Source organism: Lysinibacillus boronitolerans JCM 21713 = 10a = NBRC 103108 (assembly GCF_000772935.1).
Classification (GTDB): Bacteria; Bacillota; Bacilli; order Bacillales_A; family Planococcaceae; genus Lysinibacillus; species Lysinibacillus boronitolerans.
Window position 1 is genome coordinate 26,314 of sequence record NZ_JPVR01000067.1, and the last position, 15,741, is coordinate 42,054.

Annotated in this window: 15 protein-coding genes; 8 read left to right on the forward strand and 7 right to left on the reverse strand. The window is 36.3% G+C overall.

Features of this window, described 5'->3' with window-relative positions:
- Positions 1-121: 121 nt before the first annotated feature.
- Positions 122-1,597, reverse strand: coding sequence for a methyl-accepting chemotaxis protein (locus tag CD31_RS06710; RefSeq protein ID WP_036076395.1), 1,476 nt, complete (start codon positions 1,595-1,597; stop codon positions 122-124).
- Positions 1,598-1,735: 138 nt separating this feature from the next.
- Here CD31_RS06710 and CD31_RS06715 point away from each other — a divergent pair, with 138 nt between their 5' ends.
- Positions 1,736-2,701: an MBL fold metallo-hydrolase gene (locus CD31_RS06715; RefSeq protein WP_036076396.1), complete on the forward strand. Its 966-nt coding sequence runs from the start codon at positions 1,736-1,738 to the stop codon at positions 2,699-2,701.
- A 127-nt stretch (positions 2,702-2,828) separates the two neighbouring features.
- Here CD31_RS06715 and CD31_RS06720 read toward each other — a convergent pair whose 3' ends face one another.
- Positions 2,829-4,646, reverse strand: a complete 1,818-nt coding sequence (locus CD31_RS06720; RefSeq protein ID WP_036076397.1) for a DNA ligase D — start codon at positions 4,644-4,646, stop codon at positions 2,829-2,831.
- A 107-nt stretch (positions 4,647-4,753) separates the two neighbouring features.
- On the opposite strand from CD31_RS06720, the gene ku reads away from it, so the two are divergent.
- A complete protein-coding gene (gene ku / locus CD31_RS06725; protein ID WP_016992188.1) occupies positions 4,754-5,575 on the forward strand; it encodes a non-homologous end joining protein Ku in 822 nt (273 codons plus the stop codon).
- Between the two features lie 31 nt (positions 5,576-5,606).
- Here the strand turns inward: ku and CD31_RS06730 are convergent, their stop codons facing one another.
- Positions 5,607-6,128: an AAA family ATPase gene (locus CD31_RS06730; protein ID WP_036076398.1), complete on the reverse strand. Its 522-nt coding sequence runs from the start codon at positions 6,126-6,128 to the stop codon at positions 5,607-5,609.
- Between the two features lie 138 nt (positions 6,129-6,266).
- On the opposite strand from CD31_RS06730, the gene CD31_RS06735 reads away from it, so the two are divergent.
- Positions 6,267-7,274 carry a serine hydrolase domain-containing protein gene (locus CD31_RS06735; RefSeq protein WP_036076399.1) on the forward strand — a complete coding sequence of 336 codons (1,008 nt, stop codon included), beginning with the start codon at positions 6,267-6,269 and terminating at the stop codon, positions 7,272-7,274.
- Between the two features lie 14 nt (positions 7,275-7,288).
- On the opposite strand, the gene CD31_RS06740 is transcribed toward CD31_RS06735, so the two are convergent.
- A complete protein-coding gene (locus CD31_RS06740; protein ID WP_036076400.1) occupies positions 7,289-7,819 on the reverse strand; it encodes a dihydrofolate reductase family protein in 531 nt (176 codons plus the stop codon).
- Positions 7,820-7,919: 100 nt separating this feature from the next.
- On the opposite strand from CD31_RS06740, the gene CD31_RS06745 reads away from it, so the two are divergent.
- On the forward strand, positions 7,920-8,873 hold the full coding sequence (locus tag CD31_RS06745) for a helix-turn-helix transcriptional regulator (protein WP_036076401.1): 954 nt from the start codon (positions 7,920-7,922) through the stop codon (positions 8,871-8,873).
- Between the two features lie 89 nt (positions 8,874-8,962).
- Positions 8,963-10,009 carry a DUF418 domain-containing protein gene (locus CD31_RS06750; RefSeq protein ID WP_036076402.1) on the forward strand — a complete coding sequence of 349 codons (1,047 nt, stop codon included), beginning with the start codon at positions 8,963-8,965 and terminating at the stop codon, positions 10,007-10,009.
- Between the two features lie 356 nt (positions 10,010-10,365).
- Here CD31_RS06750 and CD31_RS06755 read toward each other — a convergent pair whose 3' ends face one another.
- A complete protein-coding gene (locus CD31_RS06755) occupies positions 10,366-11,220 on the reverse strand; it encodes a hypothetical protein (RefSeq protein WP_036076403.1) in 855 nt (284 codons plus the stop codon).
- A 430-nt stretch (positions 11,221-11,650) separates the two neighbouring features.
- Between CD31_RS06755 and CD31_RS06760 the strand changes: the two genes are divergently transcribed.
- Positions 11,651-11,896: a hypothetical protein gene (locus CD31_RS06760; RefSeq protein ID WP_036076404.1), complete on the forward strand. Its 246-nt coding sequence runs from the start codon at positions 11,651-11,653 to the stop codon at positions 11,894-11,896.
- Between the two features lie 53 nt (positions 11,897-11,949).
- On the opposite strand, the gene CD31_RS06765 is transcribed toward CD31_RS06760, so the two are convergent.
- The gene (locus tag CD31_RS06765; protein ID WP_036076405.1) at positions 11,950-12,342 is read right to left on the reverse strand and encodes a RidA family protein; all 393 of its coding nucleotides are present in this window, start codon (positions 12,340-12,342) and stop codon (positions 11,950-11,952) included.
- A 707-nt stretch (positions 12,343-13,049) separates the two neighbouring features.
- Entirely contained in the window at positions 13,050-13,598 is a 549-nt protein-coding gene (locus CD31_RS06770; RefSeq protein WP_036076406.1) for a hypothetical protein, read from the reverse strand.
- Between the two features lie 218 nt (positions 13,599-13,816).
- On the opposite strand from CD31_RS06770, the gene CD31_RS06775 reads away from it, so the two are divergent.
- Positions 13,817-14,482, forward strand: a complete 666-nt coding sequence (locus CD31_RS06775) for a response regulator transcription factor (RefSeq protein WP_036076407.1) — start codon at positions 13,817-13,819, stop codon at positions 14,480-14,482.
- A 1-nt stretch (position 14,483) separates the two neighbouring features.
- Positions 14,484-15,731, forward strand: coding sequence for a sensor histidine kinase (locus CD31_RS06780; RefSeq protein ID WP_036076408.1), 1,248 nt, complete (start codon positions 14,484-14,486; stop codon positions 15,729-15,731).
- The last annotated feature ends 10 nt before the right edge of the window (positions 15,732-15,741 follow it).

A 15,741-nucleotide genomic window follows, 5' to 3' on the forward strand; every position in this document is an offset into this window, starting at 1 on the left:
GTAACCATAAACAGGTATGGATAAAACAATGCAGATGAATACAATCTATATACCCTCTATCTAGGAGGGATAATCCTATTCTTATTTTAACCTACCATTTATTTCAATATCAATGGTTCGCTCATCCCTTTGCCATTACTAATGACTTTAATGTGTTGCTTAAAGCCTGAATGTGGTTCGTTGTATCTGTCATGCTTACTAGAAGCTGATTTTCGTCCTCCACTGAGTGTAGAATCTCACCAGTAGAAGCTGCATTTTGCTCCGTCATGTGATTCAGTTTTTCAATTTGCATTTGGATTACCTCGAATTGTGAGATGGCACTGCTTAATTCATGCATCCCTCTTGTTAAATCTGTATTCGTTTCCGTAAAAGAATCCTTTAAACTATTAAAGAAATGACTGACATCCTGTAAAAGCTGTTCTCCATACTGTAGCGCCTTTTCACCGTCATCAGAGCGTTGATGAGCCTCTGTTGATTTTTCAAACAAGGTTTTCGTCACATTGGTAATGCTGACAGTAATAGCAGCGCTTTCCTCTGCTAGCTTACGTACTTCATCTGCAACAATCGCAAATCCTTTACCATGCTCCCCCGCTCTAGCCGCTTCTATCGCAGCATTTAATGCCAATAAATTAGTCTGTTCTGCAATATGGGTAATCCCCTTTAAAAGACTATCCACTGTTTGTAGGCTATGTTGTAGCTCGTTGACAGTTTCCGCAGTTGAGGCCATTGCATGACTCATAACGCTCATTTGAGTCATTGCATCCTGCATTTTATCCCATCCCGCTAATACTTCTTGCTGTAGCTCAGTAGATTTAGCGACCGTATCCTTTGAGATCGTCAAAGTTTTATTGACAAAATGAACCGAGTCGCCCATAGTGCCATGAATCATTTGTAAACTAGATACCTCCTGCTGAATACTTGCAGAAATATCCTCTGTCGCTACTAAAATTTGCTTACTAGAGCCAGAAATCCTCTGCATGGTTTGTTGGAATTGCGTGACATGCATGTCTAATGCCTGACTGCTCTTTTCAATTTCCTGAAACGTATTTTGTAATTGATTGAAGGATGCTTGTACTTCATTTTGCTGCATTTCTGCATGTTGAATCAGTTCATTCCCCCATTTTGCCAGCAAATAAAAGGCAATGATAACCCCATTCATAATCGCCAAAAGTGTCACAAAGACAATGGTGTCATCGAATGGCCCTAACAATGATGACGAGTTGACCAAATATAAAATGAAAAAACTAAGATTTGTTAGAATCCCAAAGAAGACAATCAATTCTTTTTTAAAATACAGAGCAATGATGGCCACTGTGCACAGTAAAATATAATGTTTATTTAATGAAAAGCTATCAAGCAAAAATAGTGTAAACACAACACTTGATGGAATGAGGCCAAAAATAAAGCCTTTGACATACGTTTTAATAGGTAAAAAATAATTACATACTGCCAAGGCAATGACAGCAAGCCCAATAAATAAAAAATGCAAGCCCTTTGATAGAATCATTGGTCCACATATTAAAATGGCCAAAATTGAGATAATAGCCAAATTTACACGATGAACTTTTCGTGTATCATAACGAATTTTATGCTCCATTACTATCCCCCTAAAAAAATGAATAGACATTCAGTTTAATTTTCTATTATTATATAGTATAACAACTACTTTTTGTAGCTAAATATTGCATTTATAAGCAGAATCAGCTTATTTTTGAAATAAAAGGGGGAAATTGAATTGACTAGCGTCCAACAAATCGCACCAAATTTCTACTGTATCGATACACATGATTTAGGTCGAGAGCAGCGAACAAGCTCCTATCTATTAATCGATGAAAAGATAGCTCTTATCGAAACTTCGGCCAGTCCATCCGTACCTTATATTATGGAAGGGTTACAAGAATTAAATATTGCAGTAGAGGATATAGACTATGTCATCGTGACACATATTCATTTAGATCATGCAGGCGGAGCAGGATTATTTTTGCAAAGCTGTCCCAATGCTAAATTAGTGGTTCATCCACGTGGCGCAGCCCACATGATTGATCCAAGTCGTCTTATCCGCAGTGCAAAAGGGGTTTATGGCGCTGAATTTGACCGTCTCTTTGATCCAATTGTGCCTATTGACGCTGCAAAAATTATTGAAGTTCATCACGAACAGCGTTTACAATTAGGTCAACATCATTTAACGTTTTATCATACTGAGGGGCATGCTAAGCATCATGTTTCAATGCTTTATTCCGCTACAAATGGCTTGTTTGTAGGAGATACGACGGGTGTTCGCTATCCAGAAATGGATGGGGAAGCAATTGATTTAATCATTCCGTCCACCTCTCCAAATCAATACGACCCTGAAACAATGGAACAATCCATAAAATTGTACGAAAAGCTACAAGCAAGTGAATTATACTTCGGCCACTACGGAGCTTATAAAAATCCAGCAGAAGCCTATCGCCAGGTGCGCTATTGGACACCGCTCTTTTTAGAAGAAGGCAGAAAAGCACAAGCAGCATCAAGCCAGTTCCAGGAACAAGTTCACTACTTAGATGCACGCTTAAAGGAGCTTTTATTCAACTATCTACAGGAAAACGGCATTCTTTCAGATCATCCTGTCTATCAAACCATCCCATTTGATACTATTGTGTCCGCAATGGGAATACTGGATTACCTAGAAAAAGTAAATGCACAGATTCCACTCAAATAGGAAAAGAGGTGTCTCCAATGACTTTGGAACACCTCTTTTTTAGTTTTGCTTTTAGTATTGGTCGAAGCGATCTTTTTTTGGAAAATCCGCTCTCTTTTTTATGAAAGTGCTCTAAAGCTTACTGTCTTTAAACCTTTAAACGATCTAGAACAGCTTGAAAATCTTGTTGCTCCCCTACTTCACGAAAAGATTGAAAGGGATTGCTCATTTTTTTCATGCGCTCCATGACAAAAGGAATCGTAAAAAGCTCTGGTGTAAGGTTTTCATTGACCTCCTCCCAGAGAAGCGGTGTTGCTACTAAACCCATTTCATTGCCTCGAGTGGAATACGGGGCAATGATGGTCTTGCCCTCTGCATGCTGGACATAATCTAAATATAATTTTTCATGTCGATTCTTCTTTAAACGCTCAATTGTATATAAATTGGGCTTTTGCTCACATAAAAAGCGACAAACAAATTCTGTAAATATACGTACCTCTTCATAAGTAAATGTATTTGCGGGTAAAGGAATATATAGCTGTAAACCTTTTCCACCTGATGTTTTGACAAAGGATTGTAGCTGAAAATAATCGATAATGTTCTTTAAATCAAGTGCTCCTGAAACGGCTAATGAAAAATCTTGTGCTGAGGGAGGATCTAAATCGAAAACAATTTCTGTCGGGTATGGAGAACGATGTGTTTGAAATGGAATGTGGAGCTCTAATGCCAGCTGATTTCCAAGCCACAATAAGGTTTCCAAGTTATTACACACGATATAATCGATGTCATCCATCACGGCTGTTGCCACAAAATCAGGCATTTTTTCAGGTCTACTTTTTTGATAAAAACTTTCACCTGGAACACCATGTGGATAGCGTATTAGCGTTAGAGGGCGGTCCTTTAGAAAAGGCAATAAATAGGACGATATATTTTGCAAATAGAACAAGTATTGATCCTTTGTAATACCCATTTTTGGCCATACAGGCTTGTCTGGATGTGTGATAGCAACGGAGTCAGGGATAGGATACAATTGGCGTTGCATGTGCTGCCAATGACACTCCTCAGGTAACAAATCTAATCGAAAGGCATGAAATCTAGGTTCCCGAAGCTTACTACCATCAAAATCAATACAGGCAATGTCAACACAAATAGAAGGCTCAAGTTGCCATCGCTCCTTCTTACGCAGTCCATTAGTCTGAAAGAATTTGACAAGTGTTTGATGCTCTTCCTCTGTCATACCATGCTTAAACGTAACAACTTCTCGTAATTGATTGTCCTCATAAATCGCACCATGGAAATAGCTATTGCTATGGTCATATTGGGTGACAATGACTGTGACATAACGCCAATTTTTTATCTTTAACCAATGTTTTGATCGTATGTTTTCAAGCCATTTACTTGTTTTCTTCTTAGCAACAATGCCTTCTCCATTGTAAAGCTTGATGGATTGCCATAAGCTCTCATGCTCCTCACTACCATGTATGATTTGGATAGGCGTTGGATTCTCATAGTCCACGCTTGGCCAATTGAACTTCGTAGCAAGCTTGACCAATTGTTCTTTCCGCGTCTTTAAATAGCGGTTTTGGATAGGTTCTCCTTTAAGGGTTAAAACATCAAATGCTAGATAGTGAAAAGGAAATGAATTAGCATGTTCCTGAATCACGTCTTGATTTTGCATTCTCCCTCTCTTTTGAACAACGGCAAAATCACTTTTATAATGATTGCGTAAGTAAACTAACTCCCCATCCAAGGCTAGAGGTAAAAATGTTTGAATCGATGCATGTATTTGTTGACAAAAAGCGAAAATTTCTGGAAATAGGTGATTTAAATTTCGGCCATTTCTACTAATGAGCTGCGGCTCCTCATCCCAAACGAATAAGCAGCGAAAACCATCATATTTCGTTTCAAATAGCCATTCATCTCCACTAGGAATATCGTTTGTTTCCGATAAAAGCATTGGTTTCATTTTCGCAATACCTACTTTGCTTTTTATATTCAGTGTTTGAAGATTTCATTTTAAGATACATAAAAAACCTCAAAATACATCATAGTAAGAAAAACGAGGTGACAACAATGCATACAGTGTGGAAAGGCAGTATTTCCTTTGGACTGGTCAATATTCCTGTGAAACTACATGCTGCTACTGAAAATAAGGATGTCAAATTGCGCCAGCTTCACAAAGACTGCCATACGCCGATTAGCTATAAAAAGGTTTGTGAGGGCTGTAACCAAGAGGTAAAAGATGAAGATATCGTGAAGGCTTATGAATATGCCAAAAATAAATTTGTTGTGTTGGATCCAGAGGATTTAGAAAACTTGCGTAAGGAAAATGAAGATAAGGCTGTGGAAATTATTGATTTTGTGCAATTAACTGAAATCGATCCGATTTATTTTGAACGCACCTATTTTTTATCACCCGATTCGACGGGTGCCAAAGCCTATTCATTGTTACGAAAAACATTAGAACAATCAGGGAAAATTGGCATTGCTAAAATCATTATCCGTTCTAAAGAGCAACTTGCCATCGTGCGTGTTTATCAAAATGCCCTCGTAATGGAAACAATTCACTATCCAGATGAGGTAAGGAGTATTGGCGATGTTCCAAACATTCCAAGTGAACAGGATGTAGTACAAAAGGAGCTTGATACAGCGCTTATGCTAGTGGAACAACTAACAACTACATTTAACCCTGAAAAATATACAGACGATTACCGCAATGCTTTATTAGAACTAATTGAAGAAAAGAAAGCTACAAATACAATCGCTACAAGTGATAAACAACGTCCAATCCCTGAAAATGTCACGGATTTAATGACAGCACTACAGGCTTCATTAGAAAAAACGAAAAAGCCAGCTACAAGAAAACGGACAACACGGACAAAGAAAAATGCCTAAAAACAAGCGTATCCTGACATCGGGATACGCTTTAGAATTGTCGAAAATAGGAATCTAAATCCTTTTTGCGCTGAATCATTAAAAGTTTAGCCAATACAGCCTGTTGCTGTTTAAAGAATTTAGGTTTTCCTACCCTTTCAAAGCGTTTATTCCAACGAAACATTTTAAAGAAAATCGAAAAAGTTGGTTGATAATGGGCTTTTTCGATGCCCATTTTTTGTTTCATAAATCTTTTTATAATACGAAAGATCCGAATTTTATAAGGGGTATCGAGAAAGATAATGCAATCCGCTTGTTGGAAGCTATCAATAACCCACTCTTCTTGATGTATCCCTTCTATAATCCAAGTGTTCGTTTGGAGAATGGTTTGTAAGTGCTCCTTTTTTTCTTCATCTGTTCTTGGTATATCCCCTGATTCCTTTCGAATCCATGCCACATTATCAAGCTCATAATAAGGAATTTGCAAGGTTTTAGATAATTTCCTCGCCAATGTCGTTTTTCCACTGCCAACCGACCCAATAATATGTATTTTTTGTGGAAACGTTTTTGTCATTGAACCCCTCCTTAAATATGTACCTTTGAAATAATTCCTTTATTATACAATAAATTTCATCTTACATAACGATAGTTTTTCGAGAACATAGGTTCCCAATTATGGTATGATGAAGGAAAAATAAGGAGATCTTAATTCATGACAATACATGAGCAAATGTTGCTTCAACAAATAACTGGCCTCAGCATTGCTTATATAAAGGATGGTGAGCTTCAGCAAGCAGATTGCTTTGGTCTTTTAGAGGTTGGGAAAACTAACAGAGTCAATACCGAAACCATCTTCAATGCCTGTTCAATCAGTAAACTACTTACAGGCATTTTAGTGATGAAGCTGGTCGAGCAAGGTATGGTGGATTTAGATGAGGATATTAATCAAAAGCTCACATCCTGGAAGATGCCAGATAATAGCTACACTCAGGCAAAAAAGGTTACATTACGACATTTGTTAAGTCATCAGGCGGGGATTATTGACCCTAAAGACAGCTTCTCTCCCTTACATTCACTATGGCAGAGGCCTTCGATGGTTGACTTATTAAAAGGGACAACTCCTTATTGTCCCATACCAATTGATAGTAAATTTGAGGCTGAGCAAGAATTTCATTATTCCGATGCTGGCTTTTGCATTGTTCAATTGCTAATTGAGGATATAATAGGCTCAAATTTTTCGACACTCATGACAGACCTGATTTTTCAACCACTAGCCATGACAAATAGCTTTTTTTCTTCCGCAGTTCCAACCGCCAATACAGCAAGTGGTCATCATAAAGATGGCACCGTAACAGCACAGAGATACCCTATTTACCCGTATGATGCAGCTTGTGGATTATGGACAACACCGTCAGATCTAGCAAAATTATTACAAGAGGTAATGCAGGCTTTAAAGGGTAAAGGTACACTTGGTTTAGCTTCAATCCATGAGCTAATTCGTCCTCAGGGCTGTAAGGAATGGATGGGCCTTGGTGTATTTCTGGATGGTGCTGGTGAGCAGCTTGAAATATCCTCGCTTGGCTGGGGTGTTGGCTATCAATGTATGCTAGTGGCCTATCCCCACCTAGACACAGGCTTTGTTGCCATGACTAACACCGATACAGGCGTCCATCAAATGCAAGGTCTCTTAGGAGAAATCTATCGTTCCTTCATCAAATAAAGAAGAGGCTTGATTTAAGCCTCTTTCCTTACCTCATAATGCAGTTGTACCATTTGACCATATCGTTTTGTTTCCAATAGCCTTAAGTTTTCGAATGGACGTGGAGATGTAAACAAGGGTATACCTGAGCCCAGTAAATGCGGTGTAAGCGTAATAATCCATTCGTCAATTAGCCGCTCCTGTAAAAAAGCATCTAGAATAGCCCCTCCCCCTACCATCCAAATCTTTGTGCCTTCTTGCTCTTTTAAACGTTTAGTAAATGTGATGACATCCTCTTGGACAAACGTCACATGCTCATTTTCCCCAGTTTGAGTTGTTGAGAAGACATAGCATTTTTTATCAGGATAAGGGAACGGATCAATGTGCTCTAGGATATAATCATATGTCCGTTTTCCCATAATGACGGTATCAATGGTTTGATACATATCAGCGTAGCCATTATCTCCTTCTCCCTCTGTTTCCTCTAGCCACTGTAGATCATCATTTTCCTTGGCAATAAATCCATCTAAACTCCCTGCAATAAATACCAGTATTTCTCGTGACATTAGGTCAGCTCCTCTTCTTTTGAAAATCTCTTGTACAATCTCTATACTAACTATAAAACATGACAACTATTGGCATGATTAAATAAAAAGGTGAAAAAATATGAGCAAAGCTAAACGATTAATTGATATTTTGTTATTTGTCAGTGCAAAAAAGAAATTTACAGCGCAGGAAATTGCCGACACCTTCCATATTTCCGTGCGAACGGTACATCGTTACCTTTTGGATTTAAGTGATATGGGTCTACCCATTTACGCGGAACAAGGAAGACATGGGGGCTATACGGTACTATCAAATGCCATTCTCCCCCCTATATTATTTACCGAGGAAGAAGCGGTCGCTATTTTCTTTGCATTCCAGTCTTTGCATTATTATCGTGATTTACCTTTTAATACTGAAATTCAGTCTGTCTCTCAAAAGCTGTATGAATCCTTACAGAAGGAAGCCAAGAAAAAGGTGGATACGCTGCAATCCTATATTGCCTTTTGGAACCCTAAAAGAGCCATTACAACACCACTCTTAACTGACGTTTTAGAGGCTATCATCAACCAATCACAATTGCATATCCACTATGAATCGAAGTCTGGTATTACCTCAAAGCATATCCAGCCTATTGGCGTGTACGCTCATGATGGCTTATGGTATATGCCTGCGCTACTGCTATCAAGTGAAAGAATATTACTCTTCCGTGTAGATCGAATTAAAGGCATAAAAGTTGGTGAAACAAATCGTAAAACGACGATGAATTTGCAGCAATGGCTAGAAACTGACTATGAGCCTCAGCAGCCAATTCGCTTATATGTTGAATTATCCAGCGAGGGCGTTCGTCAATGTTTAAGTGAGCCCCATCTGGAAAAAGCGGTTGTTCGACATAGTGATGGAACAGGCTATATCGATACGATCATCGATCAACATGAGCTCCACTTTAATAGCTCCCTATTCTTTCGCCTTGGTCAACATGCGATTGTCAAAGAACCGCAAGCATTAATTCAGCTTTTGCGTCAGCATGCACATGAGCTATTAGCGATTTACCCCGAGCCAAAAGAACCTCAATAAGATGACAATTTTGTCAGATTCACGTAACATTCATCGTTACTACTTTTGATAGAGCGTCCTTATAATTGGGTTTGAAGGAGGAGATTTACGTGCAACCGACCAACAGTAATAAACGAATTGATACATTAGATTATTTAAGAGGGTTCGCCTTACTAGGCATTATTCTAGTCAATATCCCCTCGTTAATGTGGATTGAACCACCTAAATTGGCAAACGATATTGCCTATAGCCGCTTTCTAACACTTTTTGTAGAGGGTAAATTTTTTATCATTTTTTCATTTTTATTTGGAATAGGATTTTATCTCTTTATTTCACGCGCTCAGGCAAGGGGTGAAAAAGCCTATGCCTTATTTAGCCGTAGACTTTTGATTTTACTGCTTATGGGGATTGTTCATTTTTATTTCCAACCAGGTGAAGCTTTAACAGTCTATGCTATCTTCGGCTTTGTAGCCTTACCTTTTTATAAAATGCGCAAAGGCATCAATCTCATCCTTGGGTTCATCCTATTAGCCATCACTGCCTATTTTGGTCTAAAAATTTTAATGCCATTTCCACTGATTTTGCTTGGTCTAGCTGCAGGTCAATATCATTTATTTGAAAATATCACGTTACATCGAAATAAAATCAGGTTAGTGACGATTATAATGGGCTTGATAAGCATGGTTAGCTGGTTTTATCAATGGCAGTATGTCCCTGAGCCCCTTATCAACATCCAACATTTACCGAATGATCAGCTAGCAGCTCATATTACTAATATCGAGCAATTTTCATTAATTGGACTACAGTTTAGCCCATTCGCTTCTGCCTTTTACATGGGAACAATCACCCTATTATTACAAAGTACTTTGTTCCAGCGACTATTGGCACCGTTAAAAGCATATGGGCGCATGGCCTTGACTAATTACTTGGGGCAAACCGTGCTCATTCTCTTAATTGGCCATGCTTTCGGTTTAATCGGACAACTTCGCTATCTTGAATCTTTGTGGATTTGTCTAGGCATTTATGTTTGCCAATTGCTCTTTAGTAAGCTATGGCTATACTTTTTCCGCTTTGGCCCAATGGAAAGGCTATGGCGAATCGGCACATATTGGACAATTCCTCCCCTACGACAAAGAAATAAAGATTATTTATTGTAAAGGATAAATACCTATCAGCTTGGTGGTAAACATCATATATTGGTAATGTACCCTACTCGCTTTCCATCTTTGCTCATATCTTCAGCAAGAAACACATCCCCATTTTATTTGGTCACCAACGTGACTAATTTAAAAACAGCGTTAATCATTGTTAACGCTGTTTCTTTTACTTTATTAAGTCTAATAAGAAATAAAAGTGAATCATTCGGGTACTTTGTGGGGAATAGGTAATTGAATGCTAATTAGGAGATAAACATACAAGTCACTGGATTATATAATCCAGTGACTTGTATTCATTGCAGTTATTTTTTCTTCAAGCGAGTATGTCTCTTCATCTTGATAATTGGTTCACTGTACTAAATACGGGTTAATGCGCCATCAGGTTTGGGAATTTCTTGAACTGTTATCTGATTCATTTTACAAAAATGTTTAAAGAATTGTTGTGCCAACTCTCGTTCTTTTGGGTCACTTTTCAGCGCAATGATATCAAGTAAAATTTGAGCCATCCATAAATTTTCGAAATAACGATATTTACCTGTCTTCCATGTCATTTTTTCGGGGAATTTTTCATTGATATAATATTGCCAGAAAAGCAGCTGATCCGATTCCTGTTCTGTCAGTTGAATTCTGTATTTTGAATGAGCAGGAATATGTCCATCTTCACACAGTTTACCAACAAAATTTTCATTCACCATATAGACACCTAAGATGCGTCTATCTTTTTCAAGCTGACTGGAATCTCTTGCTGTTAAAAGGACAGCGCTATTTTGATGCAAACGGCTCGGCTTGTTTGGGTTTCCTTTGTTAGTACCACTCTTTAATATACCCGAAAAAACTTTCCACTCTGAAAAAGAACGATTCTGTTCCTCTGAATCACACCAAAAAACCATCTGTGATGAGGGATGAAGTTTATGATTACTCATTAGTTTTTCGTGTTCCAAGCGAAGCAAGAGTTCTTTCCGTTGAAGTTCTTTGGCCTCTTCCATCCGCGATTCTTCTTCTTTTCGTTCAATTTCTTTTTTTTGTATAATTTCCTCAAGTAACTTAGCATCACTTTTATCATGTATTGTTAGGTGCTTTCCAAATACATCTGGAAAAACAAACCTTTTATTTTCTGATGCAAAATGTATTTCAATACTTGAATCATTTTGATTAACTATACTACCTATGCCAAAACGCTTGTGTGTAACTTTCTTATTAATTAGATTCATTCATCTAGTCCTCCTTATGGAATAAAAATTAAGTTACTATTAGATAGTAAATTCTTTTAAATAACTTCTTTAAACAATTTCGAATTTTTCTTCCGTTTAAAAAATAAAAAAAAAACGTATCCAAATTCTTTCTGCAAAATAGGACATCGGAATTCGAAATACGTTTATAAAAAATGATCGTAATACTATTATAACATTTTTTAATAAAATTACAAATTTATTATTGACAACACATTTTTATATGAGTTAAAATATTTATTTATTCTCTGAATGTCATTGAAATCATGTTAGAAAAGACCATAAACTTCTAAAAAACGCCTTATAATATCCAACTTTCCCTTGTTACCTATTTGATGCCCATAAATTCTTCACCTGTTTCTTATTCTAAGCATACAATGCAAATAATACCCTTTTTTGTAGGGAGGATTATATGAAGCAAAATAAAGGTAATCGGAATAATGAGGGATTGGAATCCGTGAGTCAAGCAGCTAAGCTGGCTGTCATTGCGGGGGCGATTACAACACTTGGAGACGCTCTAGCGACCATTGCGGCTGGTCTTGCGCTAGAAGATGAATTGAAGGAAAATGAAAGTAATAGCAATGATATTGACAAACTACAAAAGCAAATTGACGATTTAAATTATGAAATGAAACAATTAAAAAGGATGTTACGTTAATTCAGTCTGTATACAAAAACGACAATACCACATGGATATTGTCGTTTTTTAAGCTATTTAGCAGCCCAAAGTTCAATCTCTATTTTTATATCTGGTAGCCCTAATGCAGATACATAAGCAATAGTCATAGAGGGATAGGAATGACCAAACATTACTTCCCATTGCTGATAGAAATGGTGCCAATCAATCTCCTCTGTCGCCCATATATTCACCTTTACCACATGAGATGCATCCAATCCCTCAGTTGCTAAAAGCGCTTCAATATTTCTAAATGTATTGGTGGTTTGTTCAATTAAATCTGCAGGCAGTTGATCATCTTGATCAACCCCAATTTGTCCAGAGAATGCATACATTGTTGCATCTTTCGGAATGATTGTGATGTGGCTATACTTCCCAACAGGGCTAGGTACCTGCATTGGATTTTTACGTACTATGTTTGTTTTCATATTCTTTTCTCCTTTAGGATTGTTTTTTTTCTAAAAAAGGGCAGACTTATCCCTTGTTCGTTGATTTTAGAAAAAAACAGCTGTGGAGAACCCTATACCCATGCTTAAAAAACGAATAGCTCTTTTTTTCATGTGAATTCTCCTCCTTGTCCCTAAAGTTATGTTCACTTTACCATTTCTATCCTAGACAATCAATGAAATACCCAAACACTTTTGCATTTCATCGATTATTTCTCAGGCAATTAACTATTCAACCATAGCAAGCACAACATATATATAGTAGTGTAAAGCTAAATTAGCCTTACACCTCCGAAATTGTTACTAGGGTCACTCCATCCCAAGTGTCCCTTTGCATAATAGAACTAGGTACCCCTCTTTGGCGGTACCTAGTTTTTTAGTTATTTGGGGTCGAGTCGCACTTATGTTGGCTAAGTTTTGTCCACCTGCATTACAGCTAGTTTTAATTCATCTGCAAGTAATGCTGAGGTGTAGAATTCTTATACGGAAATTTACCATAGCCAATACAAGAACTATAAACTTAAATATAATTACACAGCACACTTCCCTAATGCGATCCTTTTGCTTTAAGCTCAAATACTAGAGATTCTTTGTCTAAGCATTGTTTATACAACAAATATAGAAAATGAATGCAGTATGCAACAAAAATGTTAAGCTTAGTAATTATGAGCCGAGTCATGTTTACATAATTAAGAGATAAAAATATGAATCCCTCCTGTAATAACACTTAATGCCGCTATTGAGATATGGATTGTTCGCAAGCTTCGATTTTTTCTATAGTTGAATAAATTTATTCCTATAATAGCAGTAATTGATAAAAGAATAATTGCAATTAAGCCAATAATTCCTTCATTCTCCAATTCACCCTCATTAAAGTACATAATTATCCCATGACCAATACCTAACAACAATGCCATTGTGCCAAAAAGAATATGATATCTACCTATTAACTTTGCTACGTATAAATATAGTCCTTTAGATTGTGGGAAAGTACGAATTACAGACTTCAAGAAGGTTCTAATAGGAAAAATCATACCCGCTGCACCAATTCCTATGAATGCACACCAACCAATTAATTCACCAAGGTCCTCATAACGCCCTTCTTCGTGTTGTTGTCTACCGTTACCCTCATCATACTCATCTTTCCCTTCAAAAATATCATCTGCATAAATGGGATTTACATCATACAAAAAAAACATAACTACCAATACTATCCCAAACATTTTTAAATATCGCATAGGAGATCTCCTTCCATATTGAGGTTCAACATTAGTCTAAGCAACCAATATGAAAAAAATCTGAAAAACGGTACTAGAAAAAATTACGATATTTAATTTAAATTTCTTTTTTGGCTTAGAATAAGTAGAAGATTGGTTGCACAAAAAAATTCAGGTGGATTTCATAATGTTGTTATAAATTAGTTATATTGAATATAAAAAAGGTAGGAGGAGCTTCGTTGAAAATACTGATAGCAGAAGATGATAATCGATTAAGAAAAAACATTGTTCACATCATTCAAAAAGAATTTCATCAGGTGGATGCTGTAGATAATGGTCAGCATGCATTAGAATACATACTGTTTCATACATACGATCTAGTCATTTTAGATTGGATGATGCCAGAAATAAGCGGTATTGATGTGTGCAAAGAAGCTAGAAGAAATGGTTATGAAGGTGGCATTTTAATACTAACAGCAAAGGATGATTGCAATGACATCATTTGCGGATTAGATGCAGGTGCTGATGATTATGTTGTTAAACCATTTAAAATGGAAGAACTCTTAGCGAGAATACGTGCCATTTTAAGAAGAAAAAATAAATCCATTCATCAAATCATTCAAATTGATGATTTAAAGTTATATTTGGATTCCAGAACACTTTTTAAAGATAATCAAGAAATACTATTAACTAAAAACGAATTTTTATTGTTAGAGTACCTTTTTATCAACAAAGGCATCATTCTTACTAGAGAACAAATTTACACACAAGTATGGGGCTTTGATCATGAAATGACTAACAACAACCTTGATGCGTTAGTAAAATTAGTTCGTAAAAAAATCGATCATAATCGTCCAAAATCCATTATTGAAAACATTAGAGGAATAGGATACAGAGTGAGGTAGCATGTTTAAGAAAACTCGTAAAAAACTAACTTTATTTAACTCCATTTATTTTATAGGCTTTTTCTTTGCTTTTCTTATTATTCTATATTTTTCATTAGTTCAACTAATGGATTATCAACAAATAGAAGAACTAGAAACTTATTATAAAGAACAATATCATGACTTTTTTGAGCACAAAAATGATAATGAAGGGAAATTAGAATTTAACCCAAATGGTATGTATTTTTACTATATTTATACAAAAGACCAGATACTAGTCCACGGTGACGAAAACTATCAAGGTTTATTTAAAGATCTAGAAAAAATCATTCAAACGGAAGATCCTTCTAAACGTTTTGTAAAAAATATAAAGTGGCGCGATAAACATCTTTTAATTTTATCGAAACCCATTCAGCCGAACGATGAATTTCTTGGATATATTGTTATAGGCAAATCGACCACATCACAATATCATTTTTTTCAAAAAATGATCTTACTGTTTATTGTTTTAATTATAATTTTTACAATAATAATTGGATTCTTAAGTTACTACATGGCAGGAAAAGCCATGATTCCCATTCAACATGCACTTGAAAAACAGAAAAGCTTTGTTTCAGATGCTTCTCATGAGTTAAGAACACCGCTAAGCGTATTTTATAGTTCACTCGATATTTTAGAAACTGATGAAGCTAATAATATGAGTGATTTCGGTAAAGAATTGATTGAAGATTTAAAGCATGAAGCAGAGTTAATGAAAGAGCTATTAGATAAACTATTATTTTTAGCCCGACATGACAAAAATCGTATTCATTCAACTAAAGAAAAAATCTCCTTAACAGAGTTGCTAATAACGATTAGTAGGAAGTTTAAAAGAGCGTTACCGAAATCAATCGTTTTCGAAACAGAAATCCAACCTAATGTTGAATTTATTGGAAATTCAAATAATATAACTGAATTAATTTATATATTATTAGATAATGCCGCTCAGTACACACAAAGAGGATCAATCTATCTAAAGCTTTTACAAACTGATAAAATGATATATATCTACATTGAAGATACAGGCATTGGGATTTCTAAGGAAGACCTCCCTTTTATTTTTGATAGATTTTTCCGGAGTGATGCAGTGAGAAACAGAAACGGAACAGGACTAGGACTTGCTATAGCTGATTCTATTGTTCATGATCACGGAGGAACATTCACAGTTCAAAGCGAATTGGAAAAAGGTACAACATTTTGTATTCAATTTCCTCTTTATACTAAAAAGTAGGCTCTTCATC

Excerpts from the sequence above, each read along its gene's own strand:
- CD31_RS06710 (WP_036076395.1), bottom strand. The coding sequence starts at position 1,597 with ATGGAGCATAAAATTCGTTATGATACACGAAAAGTTCATCGTGTAAAT.
- CD31_RS06720 (WP_036076397.1), bottom strand. The coding sequence starts at position 4,646 with ATGAAACCAATGCTTTTATCGGAAACAAACGATATTCCTAGTGGAGAT.
- ku (WP_016992188.1), top strand. The coding sequence starts at position 4,754 with ATGCATACAGTGTGGAAAGGCAGTATTTCCTTTGGACTGGTCAATATT.
- CD31_RS06730 (WP_036076398.1), bottom strand. The coding sequence starts at position 6,128 with ATGACAAAAACGTTTCCACAAAAAATACATATTATTGGGTCGGTTGGC.
- CD31_RS06735 (WP_036076399.1), top strand. The coding sequence starts at position 6,267 with ATGACAATACATGAGCAAATGTTGCTTCAACAAATAACTGGCCTCAGC.
- CD31_RS06740 (WP_036076400.1), bottom strand. The coding sequence starts at position 7,819 with ATGTCACGAGAAATACTGGTATTTATTGCAGGGAGTTTAGATGGATTT.
- CD31_RS06745 (WP_036076401.1), top strand. The coding sequence starts at position 7,920 with ATGAGCAAAGCTAAACGATTAATTGATATTTTGTTATTTGTCAGTGCA.
- CD31_RS06755 (WP_036076403.1), bottom strand. The coding sequence starts at position 11,220 with ATGAATCTAATTAATAAGAAAGTTACACACAAGCGTTTTGGCATAGGT.
- CD31_RS06760 (WP_036076404.1), top strand. The coding sequence starts at position 11,651 with ATGAAGCAAAATAAAGGTAATCGGAATAATGAGGGATTGGAATCCGTG.
- CD31_RS06765 (WP_036076405.1), bottom strand. The coding sequence starts at position 12,342 with ATGAAAACAAACATAGTACGTAAAAATCCAATGCAGGTACCTAGCCCT.
- CD31_RS06770 (WP_036076406.1), bottom strand. The coding sequence starts at position 13,598 with ATGCGATATTTAAAAATGTTTGGGATAGTATTGGTAGTTATGTTTTTT.
- CD31_RS06780 (WP_036076408.1), top strand. The coding sequence starts at position 14,484 with ATGTTTAAGAAAACTCGTAAAAAACTAACTTTATTTAACTCCATTTAT.